17 protein-coding genes are annotated in these 21049 nt (G+C 45.3%); 6 read left to right on the forward strand and 11 right to left on the reverse strand.

The features are described from left to right. Window positions 1-59: 59 nt before the first annotated feature. The 5 genes from BCT11_RS24670 to BCT11_RS24690 all read right to left on the reverse strand — a co-directional run bounded on the left by BCT11_RS24670 (window position 60) and on the right by BCT11_RS24690 (window position 6934). The gene (locus tag BCT11_RS24670; protein WP_038871275.1) at window positions 60-1958 is read right to left on the reverse strand and encodes a BCCT family transporter; all 1899 of its coding nucleotides are present in this window, start codon (window positions 1956-1958) and stop codon (window positions 60-62) included. Window positions 1959-2078: 120 nt separating this feature from the next. After that, complete coding sequence (locus BCT11_RS24675) at window positions 2079-2453, reverse strand: hypothetical protein (protein WP_038881897.1); 375 nt, start codon at window positions 2451-2453, stop codon at window positions 2079-2081. Between the two features lie 460 nt (window positions 2454-2913). Further along, the gene (locus BCT11_RS24680) at window positions 2914-3861 is read right to left on the reverse strand and encodes a ChaN family lipoprotein (RefSeq protein WP_102389520.1); all 948 of its coding nucleotides are present in this window, start codon (window positions 3859-3861) and stop codon (window positions 2914-2916) included. Window positions 3862-3945: 84 nt separating this feature from the next. Next, window positions 3946-4788, reverse strand: a complete 843-nt coding sequence (gene rlmA / locus BCT11_RS24685; protein WP_102389521.1) for a 23S rRNA (guanine(745)-N(1))-methyltransferase — start codon at window positions 4786-4788, stop codon at window positions 3946-3948. A gap of 109 nt (window positions 4789-4897) precedes the next feature. Continuing rightward, a complete protein-coding gene (locus BCT11_RS24690; RefSeq protein ID WP_102389522.1) occupies window positions 4898-6934 on the reverse strand; it encodes a Cache 3/Cache 2 fusion domain-containing protein in 2037 nt (678 codons plus the stop codon). A 364-nt stretch (window positions 6935-7298) separates the two neighbouring features. On the opposite strand from BCT11_RS24690, the gene BCT11_RS24695 reads away from it, so the two are divergent. Beyond that, on the forward strand, window positions 7299-8267 hold the full coding sequence (locus BCT11_RS24695; protein ID WP_102389523.1) for a nucleoside hydrolase: 969 nt from the start codon (window positions 7299-7301) through the stop codon (window positions 8265-8267). Between the two features lie 10 nt (window positions 8268-8277). On the opposite strand, the gene BCT11_RS24700 is transcribed toward BCT11_RS24695, so the two are convergent. The 3 genes from BCT11_RS24700 to gap all read right to left on the reverse strand — a co-directional run bounded on the left by BCT11_RS24700 (window position 8278) and on the right by gap (window position 10799). Further along, on the reverse strand, window positions 8278-8625 hold the full coding sequence (locus BCT11_RS24700; RefSeq protein WP_102389524.1) for a spore gernimation protein: 348 nt from the start codon (window positions 8623-8625) through the stop codon (window positions 8278-8280). Between the two features lie 113 nt (window positions 8626-8738). Next, window positions 8739-9623 (reverse strand): D-hexose-6-phosphate mutarotase, encoded by an 885-nt coding sequence (locus BCT11_RS24705; protein WP_102389525.1) that lies wholly within the window; start codon window positions 9621-9623, stop codon window positions 8739-8741. Between the two features lie 180 nt (window positions 9624-9803). Beyond that, window positions 9804-10799 carry a type I glyceraldehyde-3-phosphate dehydrogenase gene (gene gap / locus BCT11_RS24710; protein ID WP_038871258.1) on the reverse strand — a complete coding sequence of 332 codons (996 nt, stop codon included), beginning with the start codon at window positions 10797-10799 and terminating at the stop codon, window positions 9804-9806. A 334-nt stretch (window positions 10800-11133) separates the two neighbouring features. On the opposite strand from gap, the gene msrB reads away from it, so the two are divergent. After that, window positions 11134-11547 carry a peptide-methionine (R)-S-oxide reductase MsrB gene (gene msrB / locus BCT11_RS24715; protein WP_080774313.1) on the forward strand — a complete coding sequence of 138 codons (414 nt, stop codon included), beginning with the start codon at window positions 11134-11136 and terminating at the stop codon, window positions 11545-11547. Between the two features lie 117 nt (window positions 11548-11664). Here msrB and BCT11_RS24720 read toward each other — a convergent pair whose 3' ends face one another. Then, entirely contained in the window at window positions 11665-12486 is an 822-nt protein-coding gene (locus BCT11_RS24720) for a DUF2989 domain-containing protein (protein WP_102389526.1), read from the reverse strand. A 101-nt stretch (window positions 12487-12587) separates the two neighbouring features. Here BCT11_RS24720 and BCT11_RS24725 point away from each other — a divergent pair, with 101 nt between their 5' ends. Continuing rightward, window positions 12588-12872 (forward strand): DUF1315 family protein, encoded by a 285-nt coding sequence (locus BCT11_RS24725; protein ID WP_038871251.1) that lies wholly within the window; start codon window positions 12588-12590, stop codon window positions 12870-12872. Window positions 12873-12979: 107 nt separating this feature from the next. Here the strand turns inward: BCT11_RS24725 and ansA are convergent, their stop codons facing one another. Together ansA and sppA are read right to left on the reverse strand one after the other, a co-directional pair. Next, a complete protein-coding gene (gene ansA / locus BCT11_RS24730) occupies window positions 12980-13993 on the reverse strand; it encodes an asparaginase (protein WP_038881890.1) in 1014 nt (337 codons plus the stop codon). A gap of 114 nt (window positions 13994-14107) precedes the next feature. Further along, window positions 14108-15958, reverse strand: a complete 1851-nt coding sequence (gene sppA / locus BCT11_RS24735) for a signal peptide peptidase SppA (RefSeq protein ID WP_038871246.1) — start codon at window positions 15956-15958, stop codon at window positions 14108-14110. 225 nt (window positions 15959-16183) lie between these two features. Here sppA and BCT11_RS24740 point away from each other — a divergent pair, with 225 nt between their 5' ends. The 3 genes from BCT11_RS24740 (at window position 16184) to BCT11_RS24750 (ending at window position 20996) form a co-directional block, all read left to right on the forward strand. Beyond that, complete coding sequence (locus BCT11_RS24740; RefSeq protein ID WP_198593997.1) at window positions 16184-18196, forward strand: NADPH-dependent 2,4-dienoyl-CoA reductase; 2013 nt, start codon at window positions 16184-16186, stop codon at window positions 18194-18196. Window positions 18197-18377: 181 nt separating this feature from the next. Then, window positions 18378-18926, forward strand: a complete 549-nt coding sequence (locus tag BCT11_RS24745) for an NAD(P)H nitroreductase (protein ID WP_102389527.1) — start codon at window positions 18378-18380, stop codon at window positions 18924-18926. Between the two features lie 102 nt (window positions 18927-19028). After that, on the forward strand, window positions 19029-20996 hold the full coding sequence (locus BCT11_RS24750; RefSeq protein ID WP_102389528.1) for a DNA topoisomerase III: 1968 nt from the start codon (window positions 19029-19031) through the stop codon (window positions 20994-20996). Window positions 20997-21049 lie beyond the last annotated feature (53 nt).

Consider the following 21049-nt stretch of genomic DNA (forward strand, 5'->3'; position numbering starts at 1 on the left):
AGAAAGCCCACAGAAGTGGGCTTGAATTAGGTTTAGGAGTGGAAAGTCATGAGCTAAAGCTACACCGCGTAAGCAGGGCTTTGGGCCACGATTTGATTAAACTCGACTCTTGATTGCTGGGCCGCATCAGATAGCTCGAGTTTTCTCTCTTTTGCTTTCATGACATTATCCAATAGGGTCTGCAGCTCATCCTGCATCTCCTGAGGTAAGTGATGATCAGCAAAATCATTGTCGTCGCTATGCTCCAGAGCAAAAGCGCGAATTCGTTTACGTAGTTTCATGAGCTCGGCTAACGCTTCACGCTCTTCTTCTGCCGCATCTTGAGCTGCATCACGCGCACGTTCAAACTTCGCCATTGCCATGCCTTCTGTTGACCACGGATCAAATTCTGGTAGCTCTTCAATGTTGATGGTTGGTTCGATGTAATCTTCTTGATGACGAATATCCAGCGTGGTTGCACGTACCGCAGAAACCATCAGCATGATTGAGATACCCAACAAAGGTAAACCACCCACGATAGCCGCGGTCTGTAGTGTGCTTAACCCACCCATAAACATCAGAACCGTTGGAAGAAAGGATAAGGTGAATGCCCAGAACATTCGGTTCCAACGCATTGGTTCTTCCGTGACGTTGTTTTGTACAACAGACGCAAGAATGTAGGAAATCGAGTCAAAGGTCGTGGCAGTGAAAATAATGCAAAGCACAGTAAACACGGCGATGACTAACGTACTCATTGGCAGTGCATCTAACATCGAGAAGATCGCCGCGGTTGCGCCTTCTGCATTTAGGATAGCAACAACGTCTAGTTCTCCTGATAACTGTAGCGACAAGCCATAGTTACCTAGAATCATAAAGAATAAGAAACAGCCTAGAGAACCAAAGAAAATCGAGCCAGATACCATTTGTTTGATAGTACGACCACGAGAGATACGCGCCACAAACAAGCCCATGCTAGGTGCAAATACTAGCCACCATGCCCAATAGAAAATGGTCCAATCTTGTGGGAAGTGGGTGTTATCAAACGTACCGTAACCGCCGAACGGTTCCGCCCATGTTGCCATTACAAAGAAATTAGACAGCATTCGGCCAATCGAGTCTAAACCCGTTTCCAGCATGAAGATGGTAGGTCCAACCGCTAAGATGAACGCCAGTAAGCCCATCGCACCCCAGAAGTTAATGTTGCTTAAAACTTTAATGCCTTTCTCCATACCTGCGTAAGAGGAGTAAGCAAAAATGGCCGTACAGATCAGCAGTACTAACACTTGGCTATATGTGTTTTTAGGCATACCGAAAAGATAATGCAGACCTTCGCCGATCAACGGAGCGGCTAAACCTAAGCTCGTTGCGGCACCGCCAAGCAGGCCGAAGATAAACAGTACATCAACGATTTTACCGGCGGCGCCTTTACTACGTTCTTCGCCAAGCACTGGCATCAATGCACTGGATACTTTCAAAACGGGTTGTTTACGTACGTAGAAGAAGTACGCAATTGGCAGAGCAGGGATAAGGTAGATAGACCATGCGATTGGGCCCCAGTGGAAGAGGCCATAGGTCGCCGCCCAACGCACCGCTTCTTCACTGCCTGGTTCTAGTTGAAAAGGTGGTGATTGGTAGTAATACGCCCATTCGATGCAACCCCAGTAAAGAATGCTGGCACCGATGCCGCCACAGAACAGCATCGCCGCCCATGACGCAGTAGTAAATTCTGGTTTCTCGTCAGGGTCACCGAGTTTGATTTGTCCCATGTCGCTGAAGACAACGTAAATCATGAAAATAAAGGCAGCAAGGCCGAGTGCAAGGTACAAGAACCCCAATTTATCCGTCATGAAGGTTTTTGCGATCGCAATCCATTCTGCACCCTCAGTCGGGAACATAATTAATGGAAAGACAATAGAAAGTAACAGCGCGATAGCGCCAAAGAAGGTTGGTTTGTCTATGAGAGAAAATGCATTTTTCACAGTTCATCGTCCGTTAATGAATAGTTATCCATTATGGACTTGGGTAAAAACAGTGTTCAAATGAGGATGGTTGTCGTAACGGAAAAAACTCTTTTTTAACCAATAATTTAAGGCGATATTTTAAACAAGAGCGAGAATAATACCACCAACGGTCAATGCCGCAGACAAATATTGACCAGCAGAGTATGAGCCATCATCCTCTTCTTCAATCGTATCTGGGTGATCCATCCCGAGTGCGCCATGAGCGAAAGATTCGACTTTGTCACCAACGGTCTTATTTTCGGCTTCCACCTTTTTGCTCTCGTGATCTATCTGTTGTAATGCGACGAGTAAGGCTTTCCCTTCAGAGGACAGCGTGACCGTATTTTGGTCGACCTTTAATGGTGCGGCATTGGCACTTTGTTCAGCCACTTTCGCTTGGTCTCGGTTATTTTGCTGTGCTGCATTACTATAAACCGATTGACGGTTGACTGAATTGCTTCCTACTGGATTCATCTGTTACCCCTTCGAACAACGACACTCTTTCATGAGTGCAGGTATACCCAAGTGACTTCAAGATGCAGGATTCAGAGCGTTGTCATTGATTCGAGGTCAAGGAAAACAACGCAGCGTAATAGCTGGCTCTTTCCAAGTTGTTTGACGCAGAAATTGGGTCAATGACACGCTCCCGAAGGGCGAGTTGACTTGGCTTGTATACTTTGTTGTCGATTCTTGATTTGGATCCACCAAACCTTTAAATCGCCGCCGCGTCTACAAACCAAGTCATTCTCGCTGAACCTAGCATCTCGAGGTTACTTGGGTATAAAAAGCAGTTATCCCTATATCGACGGCAAAGGCTATTTCTTGAATCAATCAAATACAAAAATAGGTCTGTTTTTGCCGCTTTCTATGTATATCTAGAATAGCTAGCAAAAAGCAGACCTATTTATCTTAAGTCGTGGTCGGATTTTTCCAATTACTTACATTGAAGATCGCTGTTGCGCTTAGCTAGATGCTTGTACGCGGCCATGCGGTTTGCGTTTTGTACATAACGCACAGGTGGCGCAAGGACTTCTAATTGGTAATCCGAACCGTCTGAAGTAATGTCTGCAGTAGGGGTAATGACGACGACGTTTAAATCTGGGTTGCGATTCAAGATAGAAGCCGCTGTCCCTAAACCGCCTTCAGTATGGAATTTGCCCGCGACGTGAACCACTTGAGTACTTGGGTGTTGCTCTAGGTATTTGACGATAGACTCTGCCATGGTCTCATCCCATGTTACCTGAGCTGCGTATTGCTTTTCGGTCTGCTCTGGCTTGCCGTGGTGCATGGATGCCATGAACTTCTCTTTGTATGGGCTGTTTGCTGTGTTGACTTCGTCCGCGACAAAACTGCGCTCATCACTGTCGAGCTTCTCTAAGTAATCGATGCCTTGGCGGCCAATGCAACGCACAATATTTTTCGGCGCATTTGCGGCAATCACGGGAATATCAGCTTGCTTGGCAAACTCAACCAGCGGGCGGTAATCACTTTCGTAGTTTGGCCAAGCATTACTTTGCTTCATAAAGTATTGCTCACCAATTTCGCCGTTTAAGTATGAATCTAAGATTGCTTGCTTGTCGCGTGTGACTTGCTCCATTGAAAGAGCAAGAGGACGACTAGTAGAAGACAACTGCTTTAGCATGTCAGTCTGAAAACGGTGAATACCTGCGTGTGTGTGCCATTCGCCAATCAAAATTACATCGGCTTGTTGTAGGGCTGGGGTTAGCTGATTGACTGAGATGGCTTCACCGGAAGGGGCATGAAGCTGGTAGTCGTAGAAACTGGTTACGTCGTCAGTTACGGCGTTGGGAGCGGTCGGTGCATTTGAAGCACAGCCAGTAAGCAAGCCTGCAAAAATCAGACTTAGTGTAGAAAAGCGCATTAAAAAGCCTCCAAAAATGTCCGAATGATATTAATGGAGGCTGATAAATGAATCAATGGTAATGAGAATAATTAGCGTTACATTTTATGCTTCATTCTCAGATTGAATCGATTTCTTACGGTAAACACGCAACATAAAGTCAGCCTCACATTGGAAAAGTGTAGATGACTTTAGCTCTTCGCGAAGCTCGTCGCTGGCTTTCCATGCGAATGGTGTCATTTGCAGTAGGTCGAATGCGACGCCTTCTTTTAGGTCCATGGTGTAGTTGAGCTTTTGTTGATGCTCAAGTTCGAACCCTTCAATGTTCTCTGGTTCTTCGTTGTGCAAGCGTATCTCTTGGTAGATACGTTCACGGAACTGGTACAAGTGACGGCCTGCTGGCGTGACTGTGATAACGACACCGTTGTCTTTAATCACACGTTGTAGCTCTTCTGCTTTACACGGAGCGTAGATACGTAGAATCGCATCTAGAGATTGCTCTGCAAACGGCAAGCGATGGCTTGATGCCACGCTGAAATCGCAATTTGGGTAGCGCTTAGACGCGAAACGAATGGCGACTTTAGAAATATCCAGACCATACACCGTCGCTTCTTCATTTTGTGAATGCAGAGACTGCTGAACTTGGTCTGTGTAGTAGCCTTCGCCGCAACCAATATCCAACAATTGATGGCTTGTGCCTTCGGTGTATTTGGCACATAGGCTTGCGACTTCTTGGCGCATCGGATCGTAATGATTGCCTTCTAAAAAGCGACGACGTGCTTGCATCATCTCTTTGTTATCACCTGGATCTTTTGAGCGTTTGTGGTGCGCTGGCATCAAGTTGACGTAGCCTTCTTTTGCTAAATCAAACTGATGGTTGTTTTCACACTTAAACGTCTTTGCTGTTAGCTCAAGAGGTTGGTGACATAGAGGACATTGATAGTTCATGACGATCTCTGGACAGGAAGTAGGGCGGCAAATTCTATCAAAAAGGGATGCTGCAAGCGAAACAAAAAAGAGCCGAATTATCGGCTCTTTTATCGGTTTTATTGGAGGGTTAGTGGAAGAAATCCACTTGCTGTTTTAAGTTGTGTGCTTGGTGCTGTAGCTCGGTTGCGCTTTGCGATGTTTTAGCGCTGGTATCACGGCTTTCGCGGTTCAATTCGCTAATAGAGTGCGCGTTTGCGGCAATCTCTTGAGAAACTTGAGCTTGTTCTTCTGAGGTTGCAGCAATAGCATCGGCTTGAGAAGCAATGGACTGAACTTGTCCTGCAATAGCTTCCAGCGCGGTGCCTGCTTCTTGTGCTTTATCCAATACCTTATTCGCGTTTTGCTGGCTTTCCGTCATCATGCTTACGGCATTGCTGGTGGAGCCTTTAAGCTTCTCGATGATCTCTACGACATCTTTCACGGAGGTCTGAGTACGATGAGCAAGCGTTCGCACTTCGTCAGCCACTACAGCAAAGCCACGGCCTTGTTCACCGGCACGTGCAGCCTCAATTGCTGCGTTAAGCGCAAGTAGGTTGGTTTGCTCTGCGATCTCATCAATCATTTTCGTCACGGTTTGGATGCTTTCGCTGTCACGGTTCACTTGCTCGATAGCTGCCGCAGATTGGTCGATTTGGTCGTTTAGCTGAGCCACATCAATACAAACGCCTTCAACGACTTCGAGACCTGATTGGCTATCAGTGTTTGCAGAGCGCACATTTTCGGCAATTTGCTCAACTTGCTGAGCGACAGATTGAGCAGACGAAGCCATCTCTTCAATTGCAGTCACCACTTGCTCTACCTGTTCTTGTTGAAGATCCGATTGCATGAGGTTGCGGTTTGCATCATCCACAACGCTGGTCGAGTTACTTTCAACTTGGTCGCTAGTCGAGCGAATTTGACCAACCAACTCGTTCAGTTGTCCCGCCATATTGGCAACGCCGTTGTTCAAGTTAACGATTTCGTTTTTCGATGCTTTACCTGAAGCCGGAATATCAATACTCACTTCACCTTTTGCTAAACGGTTCATGTAGCCATTCAAAACGGTGAGTGGATTTAGCGTTCGGTTAAGAACAAGCGTAAGCACCACAAAAGTTGCCACTGCCACAATTAGAGAAATCGTCGCAATCAGTTGAAGTAAAGCTTGGCTGCCTTTGGTGACTTCATTGATGAAAGTGCCACCTAAGAGTTTCCAGTTCCAACCTGGTACTTGAGTGTAAACCAAGTACTTTTCACCCACGGTGCCTTGGTACTCAAATGGGTAGCGAATTAAGCCACTTTCTTGTTCGAAAAGTTGGTAGAAAGGCTTGTTGCCGTTGTAGTCAGACACTTCTTGAATCGGTGGATCGCTCTCTTCGTGTTTTGGGTGAAGAAGGTAGTGACCTTGGTTGTCTTTTTCGTTATCCAGAATAATGGTGTAACCAGTGTCACCCCATTTTACGCTTTGTAGCGAGCTGAATAGATCTTGGGTTGCGCGCTCAACAGGTAAACCAATGAATGAGATACCGTTGACCTTACCATTCGCGTCTTTTAAAGGTGCGTAGTAGGTGATGTAGCGCTCACCATAAAGTTTGATTTGCGCATAGTAAGGTTGGCCGTTTTTAAGCTTTTGGTAACCCGGGTGGTTAAGCCCCAATGTAGTACCAAGTGCTCTTTTACCTTGAGGATCTTTTAGTGAAGTAGCGACGCGAATGAAGTCGTTGCCCATTGGAGCAAACAGGGTCGCAACAGCGCCAGTGTCACGAGTGAAGCTATCAACTAACTTAGTGTCACCAATCAAGCTTTCGCTGTATTGGGTGATGTTTGGTACTTGGTGACCTTGAAAGTCGACGTTGTAACTCTCTACATAGACGCCCGCCAAATAGCCATTACGGAAGGTTGATTCCAAAACTTCTGCCGTGTGCAGATAAGCATTGAACTGGCCTGCAATGGTTTTCGCCATCGATTCCACTTTAGATTGATGTTCTTTCAGCGTGTTTTCTAAAAGTACGTTTGAAGCGTTTTGATAAACAAGCGCAGCAATGCTTGAAAATGCAATAAGCAGACACAGTGTGATGACCAGCTTGAGCTGAAAACCGACACTTTGATTCCGATATTTGTCTAGCATGTAGTGTCTTTCCTGATTATTGATAGATGTTATAAATGTTGTATCGGCATGCTAGCGATTTATATGACGAGTTTTTTTGATATTTATTAAGTTAATTGTCAAAAAATAAGAGCAACCAATAGCTTAGATAACAAATGACCGCTGGCTGGGTGATTTTATTGCAGAAATGGAATGACCAAATAAGGTTGAGTAAGTTGAGCCACCAATGAATTTGATACTAGTGGGCGAAAATTTCATCTATTTGGTTGAAGCAATAGTAAGGAGCAGCGACTAAAAGAAAGCTCATACCTTCGGCTTTGGTCACGTTTATCCTTGTTTTTTATAGGTATTGTTGGGGCTTTCCAAGCGTTTAATAGAAGCTGATATGACAAAGAAAATCATCCTAGACACAGATCCTGGCATCGATGATGCGATGGCCATTCTTTTTGCTGAAGCCCATCCTGATATCGACCTTATGGCCATTACAACCGTTTATGGCAATGCAACGATAGACAACGCGACGCAAAACGCCCTTTACCTAAAACAGAAGTTTGGTATGAAAGCCTTGGTTGCGAAAGGTGCGGATAAGCCTTTAGTAAAAGCACCGGTTGGAGCAACGGTTGTCGTGCACGGTGAAGCAGGTTTTGGTGATGTAAAAGCGCCGAGCGCACTGGATGTAAGTGCCATTGATACGCCTGCCTATCAGTTCATCATCGACAGCGTTAGAGCAGAACCGGGAGAAATCACCTTGGTGGCCGTGGGCCCTTTAACTAACCTTGCGCTCGCTTTGGAAGCAGATCCAGAAATCGTTAACTTGGTTAAGGAAGTGGTTGTAATGGGCGGTGCTTTTGGTGAGAACGATCATCGAGGCAATGTTACGCCATTTACGGAAGCAAACATTCATGACGACCCTCATGCCGCAGATAAGGTATTCACGGCTTCGTGGCCAGTCGTCATCATCGGTTTAGATGTTACGGAAGAGAGCTTCTTTACGGGGCAATACCTAGACCAGCTGCGTGAGGATGCGGGAGAAGTAGGGCAGTTTATTTGGGATGTGAGCCGCTACTATTTGAAGTTTTACTCCGAGAAGGTTGGAATGGATGGTTGCCATGTCCATGATCCTTCTGCAATTGCGTATGTCATTGATCCTAAGCTGTTTACTTTGCGCAGTGGTGCCGTCCGAGTGGTGACTGATGGACCTGCCGAAGGGATGACGATTCAGAAAACGGATCAACGCAAATACATGCACGATGAGTGGAGCGCTTTCTCCGCACAAAACGTTGGGGTCGGTGTGAAAAGCGATACACTACTTTCACTGTATCGAGAATCGATTATTCGTTATTCAAAGCGATAACGGAGTGGAGTTATCTGTAATAGTCGATGACTTGCACAGATATTCTCTCGTTGTCTGATTTTACAGGAAGAGTAAAAACATTCGACGTAGGATATTGATTTTGATTGTCGTAGGTCAGCCCCTCAATCTTCTTGAACGGTTTATTTTCGGAATAGAACATCTCAATGCTTACTGCCGTTTTCTGGTTCGCAGAAACTTGGAAGTGGCAGATTCCGGTGGGGCAATAGACTTGATATCGTGTTGACGACAACTGCTTGTATTCGGCGACGTTCTTTTCGGCTTGTAACGAGACCTCAGTGTTGGCACAGCCAAACAATAAGCCCGTAAGAAGCGATATTGAATAAATGCGGTATTTCATCGTTACACCATTATCTCGACTCGTTTTGGTTGGACTTAGTATGGCATGAGTGATTCTTGTGTTGTGCTTTGGAAATGTAAAAAAAGGCCGGGAGAACCGGCCTTTAAACTGTATTACTGCGCTGAAATCACAGTGATAAGTTCATGTGTCTCACCTGGCTGTAACATCTTGCCTTGCTCGATACTTGGCGCATGCACTGTCGATTCAACACACATCATGGTTTCGTAGCCGTTGTCTGCCATGTCACTCATGCCTTGTGCGCCTTGTGCCCAAGGATTCCACAATACTGCTGAGTTATGGCCTTGGTTTTCAACGCTCAACGTGCGATCTAACACTGGGTCTTTCACCAAGATTTTCGCTTCTGGCTGAGTGTAAACACGGTCGATAGTATCAGTTAGTTGAAGGACATCACCACCTTGGCAGATTTCACCTTCTTTTAAGCTGTCGATGTACTCAGGTCCCATACCTGTTGTTTGTGCTTGTTTGATATCACCAACGTTTAGATATGTGTGTAGTGCACCTGAGAATGTCCACTCTTCATCATCAATGTTGGTGACTTTCAGTGTCACCTTTAGCTCGTCGCTGATTTCAACAACAAGACGAGCATCAAACATATGTGGCCAGATGTCGTGAGTTTCTTCGGTTGGGAAGAGAGCAAGTTCGACGATCACGCCGTTGTCGTTCTCACGATGTTCAACCAATTCCCATTCTGCTGTGCGCGCAAAACCATGAGCTGGCGCTGCGATGCGGCCAAACCAAGGCCAACAAACAGGAATACCACCACGAAGTGCCGCTTTGCCATCAAAGATTGCTTTTTCGCTCATCCAGATTAGGTCTTCTTGGCCTGCTGGTGTAAACGAAACGACATGACCACCGTGTAGTGCGATACCTGCCGTTGCTTTCTCATGAATAACGCGAACGACTTTAACCTGATCAACTTCGACAATAGTGACGTTATCAGATAGCACGGTTAGAGCTGGGAGAGTTTTTAAATCCATGTGTTGCTTCCTATCGCTGGGAGGGAGAGCGTTTTAGACGCACTTCGCACATTGAGTGCAACGTCGAGTCTTCATTCTCTCAAATTCCAGATACAAAAAAGGCGACTCTAGAGCCGCCTTTTATTCAAATCTTATGTTTCAAACACAAGCTTCGCTAATTGCTTTTCAGCTAAGTAATAATTACTTAGAGATGTGAGCGATTAGGTCTAGAACTTTGTTTGAGTAACCGATTTCGTTGTCGTACCAAGATACAACTTTAACGAAGTTATCAGTTAGAGCGATACCAGCTTTAGCATCGAATACTGAAGTTTGAACTTCACCGATGAAGTCTTGAGAAACAACTTGGTCTTCAGTGTAGCCTAGAACGCCTTTTAGTTCGCCTTCAGAAGCTTCTTTCATTGCTGCACAGATAGCTTCGTAAGATGCGCCTTTCTCTAGGTTAACTGTTAGGTCAACTACAGAAACGTTAGCTGTTGGTACGCGGAAAGCCATACCAGTTAGTTTGCCGTTTAGTTCTGGAAGAACAACGCCTACAGCTTTAGCAGCACCAGTTGAAGATGGGATGATGTTCTGAGAAGCACCACGACCACCGCGCCAGTCTTTAGCAGAAGGACCGTCTACAGTTTTTTGAGTAGCTGTAGTAGCGTGAACTGTAGTCATAAGACCAGATACGATACCGAACTTGTCGTTAAGAACTTTAGCGATAGGCGCTAGACAGTTAGTAGTACAAGAAGCGTTAGAAACGATGTCTTGACCTGCGTAAGTTGAATCGTTTACGCCCATAACGAACATTGGAGTTGCGTCTTTAGAAGGACCAGTTAGAACAACTTTCTTCGCACCAGCAGTGATGTGCTTACGTGCAGTCTCGTCAGTTAGGAAAAGACCAGTTGCTTCAGCTACTACGTCAACGTCGATAGCATCCCATTTTAGATCTTCAGGGTTGCGCTCTGCAGTTACACGTACAGTTTTACCGTTAACGATTAGGTTACCGCCTTCAACTTCAACAGTACCGTTGAAACGGCCGTGAGTTGAGTCGTACTTAAGCATGTATGCCATGTAATCTACGTCGATAAGGTCGTTAATACCTACAACTTCGATGTCGTTGCGCTCTTGCGCTGCACGGAATACGAAACGACCGATACGGCCAAAACCGTTAATACCTACTTTGATAGTCATTATAGTTGCTCCACAACTTAATTTCTGATTAAAGATAACTGGTAGTAAAATTACAGAATCCAGTAAACATCTGCAACAGATAATCGGACTTAACTTGTTTAAAGTCAAAAAAAAGCGACGCTTTTTTTAACAATTCTTCGCAAATGCTCGTTTTTTAAACTTTTAACTGGTTATTCTACATCCCAGTTGGCGTAATATAACTTCCGAGATAAGTACTCGTATCAAATTAATTACACATGGTGTTCTGGTGAGAAAGTATGTGCTACAACTGTTACGAGAAGCAAGTTTTTTGCTAAAAAAGTCATTGCCAAAAATAAGAAATAAGGAACAGGAATTGGTGGAACAAAGCGGAAGAAAAGTAACGAAGTCCGATGAACAGTGGCGTGAGCAGCTCTCTGAGGAAGAGTTTCGCGTCTGTCGCGAGCAAGGAACAGAAGCTCCGTTCTCCGGTAAACTGCTTCACAACAAAGAGACAGGCGTCTATGCCTGTACGTGTTGTGATGCCCCTCTATTTGTCTCTGATAATAAGTACGACTCAGGGTGTGGCTGGCCAAGTTTTGATGCGCCAATTAATGACACCGCGGTCCGTTATTTAGAAGATCTGAGTCACGGAATGGTTCGTACAGAGATTCGATGTGGCGCTTGTGACAGTCATTTAGGTCATGTTTTTGAAGATGGGCCGCAAACAACAGGCGAACGCTATTGTGTAAACTCGGTGTCGTTAATTTTCAACAAATCTGACCAATAAGCCGGATAATGCTTGAAAGAATGTTTCATCCTTTCAATTAATAAAATAGTAATTGCCCACTCAAGATAAGCCGAGAGACAAATAAAAAACTCCCAATATGAATGGGAGTTTTTTATTTTATAAATTGCTTGGGATCATCCTTGGCGAATAATTCCCTTTCTCTATCGACTTCGAAATAGATTTAGCCAAATCGTCTAGTTGTTCATATTTCTCTGTCTTTGAAAAATTGAACATACGCTTTAATTGTTGCTCATTGGCGAGCGGAACATTAAAGCGTTTGGCTACCATCGCCCATAAATAGGCCTGCTCTTTGTTACCTAACCCTTGATTGATGCTCGCGAGCGACTTGAGGATGGCTGGATTGAGGTTGTTCTCGTTAGACATTGAAAGCGAATTATGAAGTAATGTTAACGTTTTTTGCTGGTCTCTATTGGTATAGAAGGTCGCTAAGGCATATTGCATCTCAGCATTGTTAAGTTGAGGGGATCCTTCCATTTGCAAGAATTGACGCCTCGCTTGATCGTCTCCCGTCTGAGACCATAAAAAGTATAGGGTCGCAGGATCGTCAGAACCTTTTAGTGTCGCGACGATACGTTCTAATTCGTCAATGCTATGCACTAATGCATCGAAACGTTTTCTTTTTAACGCGCTTTGATCGATAGGGGTAATTTGAGAGGCAAGCTCAAGGCATTTCCTGTACTCAGCAACCAAAGCGTATTCGGTGATCTGGTTCGCTTCTGTTGGGCTTTTGAGTAACTCAAATCGATGCCAGACTAAATTCGTTCTAGGAATCCGGCACTGTCCATCGTCCATGTTGAGTTGCTCGCAACGCAGTTTGGGATTGTTTTGGCACAATTCTTCCGTTGTTACGTTGCCTTCAAAGCAGCCTGTTAAAGTCAAAGAGGCAAGGCTTGCTAGTAGCCAGTATGTTCGTTTCATGGTTTTGCTTGTGATCCGTTACACCAATTCATTTTTGGATTCTTGACTCTGTTTACTAACCCGTTATGTTCTGTGAATAGAATGTAATAAGAAGGTACATTATGGACGCAGAACAATTATTAAATGCGATAACGCCAGAAGTCTATGATCGATTGGTTTACGCAGTAGAAACAGGAAGATGGCCTGAGGGTACAACACTTTCGAAAGAGCAGCGAGACTCATGTATGCAAGCTGTGATGTTGTATCAATCAAAACACAACACTGATGCGCAGCACATGACCGTGGCTGCTGGTGGAGAAATCAGTTTTAAATCGAAGCAAGAATTGAAGAAACAGTTCAACGAAGAAGAGCAAGATATTGTTCGAGTAAACCCGAATCACAGCTGATAGTCCTTATTCTTACTCTCCTTGCAGTAGGCAGAACAGTCAATATTGAAAAGCCCAATTTTGAATTGGGCTTTGTTGTTTAAGATACGAACAGTAGGTTTACCGAACTACAGGCTCATTTCACCACGCAGTACTTCTTGCATCTTCGTTTTGATCTCTTCATAAGACAGGTTCTGGCTTAGAAGGTAGTGCAGTTTTGCTAGCGCTGCTTCTGGCGTCATATCAAAACCACTGATTACGCCAGAATCTGCAAGTGCGCAACCAGTTGCATAGCCGCCCATGTTGACTTTACCCGCCAAACATTGCGTTAAGTTCACGACAATGACGCCACGCTCAGATGCTTCTTTTAGATGACCTAGTAACTCAGGATTTTGCGGGGCATTGCCCACACCAAATGTCAGCAAGATCATCGCATTGACTGGTTGACGAAGTGTATTGCGGATTACTTCGTGTGAAATGCCAGGGTACATGGTGATCACGCCGATAGGTTGTGGCGTGATGTTGTGTACTTTGAAGTCACCCTCTGGCTTTGTGCCTACTGAAACATTGTTGCTGATCTGGATATTGATACCTGCCTCCAACAGAGGTGGCAAGTTTGGCGATGTAAACGCGTTAAAGCCATCAGCATGAGACTTGGTGCTGCGGTTGCCGCGCATCAACTGATTGTTGAAGAACAATGTTACTTCGTTGATAGGGTAGTTTGCCGCAATATGCAGAGCATTCAGTAGGTTTGCTTGGCCGTCTGAGCGTAGTTCTGCCAGAGGAATTTGTGAGCCGGTCACGATGACAGGTTTACCTAGGTTCTCCAACATGAAAGACAATGCAGAAGCGGTGTACGCCATGGTGTCGGTACCATGCAAAATCACAAATCCATCGTATTTATCGTAGTTGTCACGGATATCGTCAGCGATTTGTTGCCAGTCAGCAGGAGTCATATCCGAAGAATCGATCAGTGGCTCGTATTCGTGGATAGTGTATTCCGGCATTTCTGGACGGTGAAACTCGGGCATGCTGGCGAGTTGTTTTTCCATAAAGCCAGCGACAGGGACGTAGCCGTGATCGGATTTTTGCATACCGATGGTGCCACCGGTGTAAGCGATGTAGATGTGTTTTCTAGTCATCGTTCTACTTTACTTTCATGTAGGGGAACAGTGGCGGGGATTATAGCGAAATGAAACCTAATAAAAAGGGGCATCTCGCACAGAGACGCCCCTTTTTTGGCTAAGCTAGGATAGCTATTGCACTTGGCAATTTAAGCAGAACGCGTATTGACCTTTTGGATCATTAAAACTTTGTAGCATGCTAGCGTCTTGTTCAAATTGCTGAGCCACTGGTTGAAGGCTCTTAGGTAAGAAGCTCGTTGCGTCAATACCGAGTGATACTTTGACTTGGTTCATGAACTCTTGAACAAATTGCTCTGTCGGTGAAAGTGGTTCTTCAACCCAGTAGATTTCGTAGTTCTCTACCTCAGCCAGTTTCGCCGCCAGTTTAACGGCATCATCGAAATCACCCATTTGATCGACTAGACCGAATGACAACGCGTCTTGACCCGTCCACACGCGGCCTTGTGCTACTTTGTCCACTTCTTCAAGTGACATATCTCGGTTTGAGCCAACCAAAGAAATAAAACGTTTGTAACCGTGCTCAATACCCAATTGGAACGCCTCAGAAGCGCCAGCAGAAAGACCCGTCGTGATGCCATCACCAGAGAATGGAGAGGTCCCCACACCATCAGTGCTAATACCAAGTTTGTTAAAGCCCTTCTCAAAGGTCGTAATTACGCTGAAGATACCGATTGAGCCTGTCAGTGTCGTCGGTTGAGCTACGATTTTGTCTGCGCTCATTGAAATCCAGTAACCACCTGAAGCCGCAAGGCTAGACATCGAAACCACAACGGGTTTACCTACTTCTTTTAAGGCTTCTACTTCATTACGAATCACTTCAGAGGCAAAAGCACTGCCGCCAGGGCTATCAACACGAAGTACAACAGCTTTCACTTTATCGTCGTTGCGAGCTTGACGAAGTAGGCTTGCGACTGTGTCACCACCGACCGTACCACGTGGTTGTTGACCATCCATAATGGCACCGCTTGCAACAACAACAGCAATGTCGTTTTCAGCAAGGTTTAGTTTAGGACGCATGGTCGCTAGGTAGTCGTAGTAACCAATCGCGTTGTAGCTGTCTTTACCATCGCTACCAAACTCTTTAGCGAACAGCTTACGCACGTCTTGGCGAGTAGCCAGTTCATCAACCAATCCCATTTTTACTGCAAGCTGAGCGATGTCGCCGTCAACCGACTTCATCTCTGCTAGCAACTCTTCCATGGTTGGATTTAACGCTTTTGCATCAATGTTACGGTTCGTTGCTACGTCATCAACAAACGCGCTCCATAGTTGTGTGATCCAACGAGTCGCTGATTCTTTTGCTGCGTCTGACATGTCATCGCGGATGAATGGTTCAATCGCGGATTTGTAAGTACCTACTCGGAATACGTGCGTTGAAACATCGAGTTTCTCTAACAAGGTTTTGTAGTACATGGAGTAAGAGCTATAACCCTTAATCAATACGCCACCATCGGGTGCTAGAAAAACTTTATCAGCGTAACTTGCAAGGTAGTATTGGCTTTGATTATAGAAATCACCCACCGCGTATACTGGTTTGCCTGATGCTTTAAACTCGTTCAGCGCTTTTGCAATGTAACGAAGCTTAGTTAGGTTAGTTTCTGGCATATCACGCAGAGCAAGTACAAGGCCCGAGACTTTAGGGTCGTCTTTTGCGTATCGGATGGTATCGACAATGTCGAATAACACGTTTTCTTTCGGAATTTCGTTACCTAAAACCGAACCAGCAATGGAATCCATTGGGTTAACGTAACGACGTTGCTCAACGATCGGCCCCGACAAGTTCATAACCAAAGCCGATTCTTTATCAATGACAGGTTGACCTTCTCCAGTGTAGGTAAAGGCAAAGTAGAAGACAGCAATCATCACTAAAAAGATCAGGTTCACTAGCGCAAGTCTGACGAAGGTGATGGCTTTCCATATCCCCTTGAATATCAGACCAATAAATTTGAAGAGTTTTTTCATCTTGTCTCCATAACGAGATAGTCTTTCCCTAATCTTACAAAGTATGGGTTCTTATCTCTAAGATCTCAAAAGATAACAATTTTTTTAGCTTATCACGCTCATTCACAATTGGCATAGTTTAACGTGAGATTGACGCGTGTTGCAAAATTGTAAACGCTTGTTTGATTTTTTGGTTTTTGCGGCGTACTGTGGTCAGACCACAACAATAAAAATGGATGTTTAGTGATGTCTGCCATGTACCCAAATTTGTTAAAGCCATTGGACTTAGGTTTTACACAGCTACGAAACCGCGTCCTGATGGGATCAATGCATACTGGTTTAGAAGAGCACAAAGAAGGTCTTCAAAAGCTGGCTGCGTTTTATGAAGAGCGTGCCAAAGGCGGTGTTGGCTTAATCGTAACTGGTGGTTTTTCTCCAAATTTACGTGGCCGATTGCATCCGTTAAGCGCTGAATTTAGTAAGCCCAAGCACGCCAAAGCACATAAGGTTGTGACGGAAGCGGTTCACAAGCACGGCAGTAAAATTGCCCTACAAATTCTCCATGCAGGGCGTTATGCGATGCATCCATTCGCGCAAAGTGCATCGGGTATGAAAGCGCCTATCGCCAAATTTGCACCAAGCGAAATGAGCGAGCGACAAATCAAAAAGACCATCGAAGCTTTTGCTAATAGTGCTGAGCTGGCTCAGCTAGCGGGCTATGATGGTGTCGAGCTAATGGGCTCTGAAGGTTATTTGATTAACCAATTCTTATGTAAACGCACCAACATGCGCTACGACGAGTGGGGCGGCAGCTACAAAAAACGTATGCGTTTCCCTATCGAAATCGTTAAAGCAGTGCGTAAAGCCGTGGGCGAAAAGTTTATTATAATCTTCCGTCTCTCGATGTTGGACTTGGTCGAGCAAGGCAGCACGTTTGAAGATGTTATTGAATTGGCAAAAGCACTTGAAGAAGCCGGTGTGACAATAATTAATACGGGTATCGGCTGGCACGAAGCGCGTATTCCTACCATTGCCACTCAAGTACCCCGCGGAGCATTTACTTGGGTGACTGAAAAGGTGAAGCCGCACGTTTCTGTTCCAATCATCACCTGTAACCGAATAAATACCCCGGATGAGGCCGAGCGAATTCTTTCTTCTGGACATGCTGACATGGTTTCTATGGCGCGTCCTTTCCTAGCTGATCCTTACTTTGTTGCTAAAGCCGAGCAAGAAAAGTCACAGCTCATCAATACGTGTATTGGTTGTAACCAAGCGTGCTTAGACAATGTATTTAAAGGCAAGCGAGCAAGTTGTTTGGTTAACCCATTAGCTTGCTACGAAACTGAAATCGTGGTCGAGGATGCGTTTAAGAAGAAAAATATTGCAGTCGTCGGCGCAGGACCTGCTGGCCTCGCTTGTGCGACAACGCTGGCAGAACGTGGCCACAAAGTAGATTTGTTTGAGAAGAACGATCGCATTGGTGGTCAGTTCCGTTTAGCCATGCAAATTCCAGGTAAAGAAGAGTTTCGTGAGACCATCCGTTACTTTGCGAACCGCATTGAAGAAACTGGCGTTAACTTACATCTAGAAACTGAGGCGAATTACGATCTGCTGACTGAATATGATGAAGTGGTCATGGCATCTGGCGTTGAGCCGCGTAAAGTGAAAATTGATGGGATAGAAAACCCAGAAAAAGTGATCGACTATCAAACGCTGATTCGTGATAAAACGCCAGTAGGTGAGAAAGTTGCCATTGTTGGCGCAGGCGGGATTGGTGTTGATGTGGCAACGATGCTTACTGAGCCCGTGGGACAAACACTTGATGATTGGCTGCATGAATGGGGAATCGACAAAGAAATGTCTCAACCGGGGGGATTGTACCCTTATCCTGACGCCGTTGCTGATAAAGAAGTGTGGGTACTTCAACGTCGTAAAGGTCGCGTTGGAAAAGGACCGGGTAAAACCACAGGTTGGATTCATAAACGTACGCTTGAAAAGCGCGGTGTTCACTTAGTCGGTGGTGTGTCATACGACAAGATTGATGATGGTGGCCTACATATTCAAGTGAGCGGCAAGGCGCAATTGTTAGAAGCTGACAAAGTGGTTATTTGTGCGGGGCAAGAGTCGGTTCGTCCGTTTGAAGACAAATGGCATGAGCTGGGCGAGAAATTACATATCATTGGTGGTGCAGACCATGCTGGGGAATTGGATGCGGTTCGCGCCATCCGCCAGGGTGTGAAACTGGCTGTCAAACTGTAAGTATCATTCTTTCTTAACTATTTTGCTGCGCCAAGTGCGCAGCTTTTTTTTGCCTACTTAACGCCTAGAAATCTAAAATTGGCTATCTAAATCCCCAGAAAACAGGTTGTTATTCGAAAGTTTGGATTATGCTAAAGTGAGCTGCGTAAAAATAATAATTCAATCAAATAAGGACTTGTTCATGGAAGCTCTCGATCTCTTGCTCAACCGTCGTTCTATCGCCAAGTTGTCTGAGCCTGCGCCAGAAGGTAAAGCGTTGGAGAATATTATTCGTGCAGGTTTGCGCGCGCCTGATCATGCAGGTTTAACCCCTTGGCGTTTTGCTATTGCTCAAGGCGATGGTTTAAAGAAACTGTCGGACATTCTTGTTAAAGCTGCTGAAGCGGAAAACAGTGAAGATGCGGTCGTTGAAAAAGTAAAAAATGCCCCGTTTCGTGCACCAATGGTCATCACGGTGATTGCGAAGGTGACGGAACATGAAAAAGTCCCTGCATTCGAGCAGTATTTGTCAGCAGGCTGCGCGGCACAAGCGATGCAAATGGCGGCGGTAGCACAAGGTTTCCAAGGTTTCTGGCGCTCAGGTAAGTGGATGTTCCACCCAGAAGTTCATCAAGCTTTTGGCCTTGAAGGCGAAGATCAAATCGTAGGATTCTTATATCTTGGCACACCAGGTTGCACCCCAATGAAAGTGCCAGAGCGTGACCTGTCTCAGTTTGTTGAGTTTCAGTAACCTAGAAAGTGACGCTATAACTGTTCATCTGTACAGTTTTCCTTGATTTGTTAGGGCTACATTAGATAATGTGGCCCTAATTATTATCATTTCCAAAACCTTATGTCTCGTCTGTTTATTGCTGAAAAACCAAGTCTAGGTCGCGCGATTGCGGCTGCACTACCAAACCCTCAAAAGAAAGACCAAGGCTTTATTCGCTGTGGTAATGGTGACGTAGTCACTTGGTGTATCGGTCACTTGTTAGAGCAAGTCGAACCTGATGCCTACGACGAACGTTATAAAAAGTGGAATATGGCTGACTTGCCAATTATTCCCCAGCAATGGCAACTAAGACCGAGAAAAACGGCCAGCAAACAACTGACGGTGATTCGTAAACTTCTCAAAGACGCTACAGAAGTTATTCACGCAGGAGACCCTGATCGTGAAGGTCAATTGCTGGTGGACGAAGTGCTGGACTACTGCAAGCTCTCCAAAAACAAGAAAGAGGCAACGCAACGTCTTCTTATCTCAGATTTGAACTTACCGGCGGTTAAGCGGGCTTTGAGTTCGATGCGTAGTAACCGCGACTTCATTCCTCTTTCTGTATCCGCCCTTGCACGTTCCCGAGCCGATTGGCTTTATGGGATGAACATGTCTCGCGCTTATACGCTACTCGGACAAAAGGCGGGGTATCAAGGTGTATTGTCGGTGGGACGAGTACAAACTCCGGTACTTGGGTTAGTGGTACGCCGTGATGAAGAAATCGAAAACTTTGTGCCGAAAGATTACTTTACTCTTCATGCGTTGATTCCGTATCAAGATCAAAATGGCTCTTTTGACATTCGAGCAAGGTGGAAGCCGAGCGAGGCGTGCAAGCCTTGGCAAGATGAAGAAGGGCGCGTTCTCAGCAGAAAGCTGGTTGAAAACGTGGCGAACCGAATTGCTGATCAACCTGCAAAGGTCGTTGAATCAGAGCAAAAGCAAACCAAACAATCTGCACCGCTTCCTTATTCATTATCAGCTTTGCAAATTGATGCCGCCAAGCGTTACGGTATGAGTGCACAACAAGTCTTAGATACCTGTCAGGCGTTGTATGAAAAGCATAAGTTGATTACTTATCCTCGTTCAGATTGTCGTTACTTACCGATGGAACATTATTCGCAAGCGGGTTCTGTCACTTCGGCTATTGCTAACAATGCCAAAGAGCTACAAAGCGCGGTGCAAGGTGCGGATTTATCGATTAAGTCTAAAGCGTGGAACGACAAAAAAGTGGATGCTCACCATGCAATTATTCCAACGCCAAAACAAGCAAATGTGAATGCACTATCAGGTAGTGAGATGAAGGTGTATCAGCTCATTGCCCGTCAATATTTAATGCAGTTCTATCCAGCTGCAGTTTATGCGGAAGCGAAGCTCGTCTTTGATATTGCTGGTGGTACGTTTATCGCTAAAGGTCGCCAGCTGGTTTCTCCGGGCTGGAAAGCGTTGATGGGGAAAACAGACAAAGAAGATGAGGGTATTGATGCTGTGCCACCTTTAACAGAAGGCTCCGCACTGACATGCCGCGAAGGGGAAATTAGAGATCGCAAGACAGAGCCGCCAAAGCATTTTACCGAAGCGACGTTATTACAAGCAATGACGGGTATTGCTCGTTATGTTGCCGATAAAGAATTGAAAAAGATTTTGCGAGATACCGATGGTCTTGGTACGGAAGCGACTCGAGCAGGCATCTTAGATACCTTATTCAAACGGCAGTTATTGACTCGTCAAGGAAAATCGATTTTGAGCTCGCCAGCAGGACGTGGTTTGATTCACGCTTTGCCAATGGATTCGACGTATCCTGACATGACCGCTAATTGGGAACATCAACTCCAAGGTATGGCAGAAAGAAATCAAGCTTACTTGCCGTTTATGCAAGCGCTAGAGCAGCGTATTGATGGTTTGATGGGGGAAGTAAAGTCTGGGCCTATTCCTGATTCGCTACGCCACCTTCCTAAAGTAGAGCGACCAGCATTCAAGCGTAAAAAGCGCAATTACAATAAAACAGGTTCATCAAAAACGACGACCACCAAACGTAAATCCTCCAAGTAATTCATGCCTTCCGGCGACTAAGCGGCACCAGCTAGTGCCGCTTTTGATATCAA

The organism is Vibrio sp. 10N.222.52.B12 (genome assembly GCF_002875385.1).
Taxonomy (GTDB): domain Bacteria; phylum Pseudomonadota; class Gammaproteobacteria; order Enterobacterales; family Vibrionaceae; genus Vibrio; species Vibrio jasicida.

Bases quoted from the DNA above. Each gene is read 5' to 3' on its own strand.
- BCT11_RS24745 (WP_102389527.1), top strand. From the start codon at position 18,378: ATGGAAGCTCTCGATCTCTTGCTCAACCGTCGTTCTATCGCCAAGTTG.
- gap (WP_038871258.1), bottom strand. From the start codon at position 10,799: ATGACTATCAAAGTAGGTATTAACGGTTTTGGCCGTATCGGTCGTTTC.
- BCT11_RS24700 (WP_102389524.1), bottom strand. From the start codon at position 8,625: ATGAAATACCGCATTTATTCAATATCGCTTCTTACGGGCTTATTGTTT.
- BCT11_RS24690 (WP_102389522.1), bottom strand. From the start codon at position 6,934: ATGCTAGACAAATATCGGAATCAAAGTGTCGGTTTTCAGCTCAAGCTG.
- BCT11_RS24720 (WP_102389526.1), bottom strand. From the start codon at position 12,486: ATGAAACGAACATACTGGCTACTAGCAAGCCTTGCCTCTTTGACTTTA.
- ansA (WP_038881890.1), bottom strand. From the start codon at position 13,993: ATGACTAGAAAACACATCTACATCGCTTACACCGGTGGCACCATCGGT.
- rlmA (WP_102389521.1), bottom strand. From the start codon at position 4,788: ATGAACTATCAATGTCCTCTATGTCACCAACCTCTTGAGCTAACAGCA.
- BCT11_RS24680 (WP_102389520.1), bottom strand. From the start codon at position 3,861: ATGCGCTTTTCTACACTAAGTCTGATTTTTGCAGGCTTGCTTACTGGC.
- BCT11_RS24740 (WP_198593997.1), top strand. From the start codon at position 16,184: ATGTCTGCCATGTACCCAAATTTGTTAAAGCCATTGGACTTAGGTTTT.
- BCT11_RS24750 (WP_102389528.1), top strand. From the start codon at position 19,029: ATGTCTCGTCTGTTTATTGCTGAAAAACCAAGTCTAGGTCGCGCGATT.
- BCT11_RS24675 (WP_038881897.1), bottom strand. From the start codon at position 2,453: ATGAATCCAGTAGGAAGCAATTCAGTCAACCGTCAATCGGTTTATAGT.
- BCT11_RS24695 (WP_102389523.1), top strand. From the start codon at position 7,299: ATGACAAAGAAAATCATCCTAGACACAGATCCTGGCATCGATGATGCG.
- BCT11_RS24725 (WP_038871251.1), top strand. From the start codon at position 12,588: ATGGACGCAGAACAATTATTAAATGCGATAACGCCAGAAGTCTATGAT.
- BCT11_RS24705 (WP_102389525.1), bottom strand. From the start codon at position 9,623: ATGGATTTAAAAACTCTCCCAGCTCTAACCGTGCTATCTGATAACGTC.
- sppA (WP_038871246.1), bottom strand. From the start codon at position 15,958: ATGAAAAAACTCTTCAAATTTATTGGTCTGATATTCAAGGGGATATGG.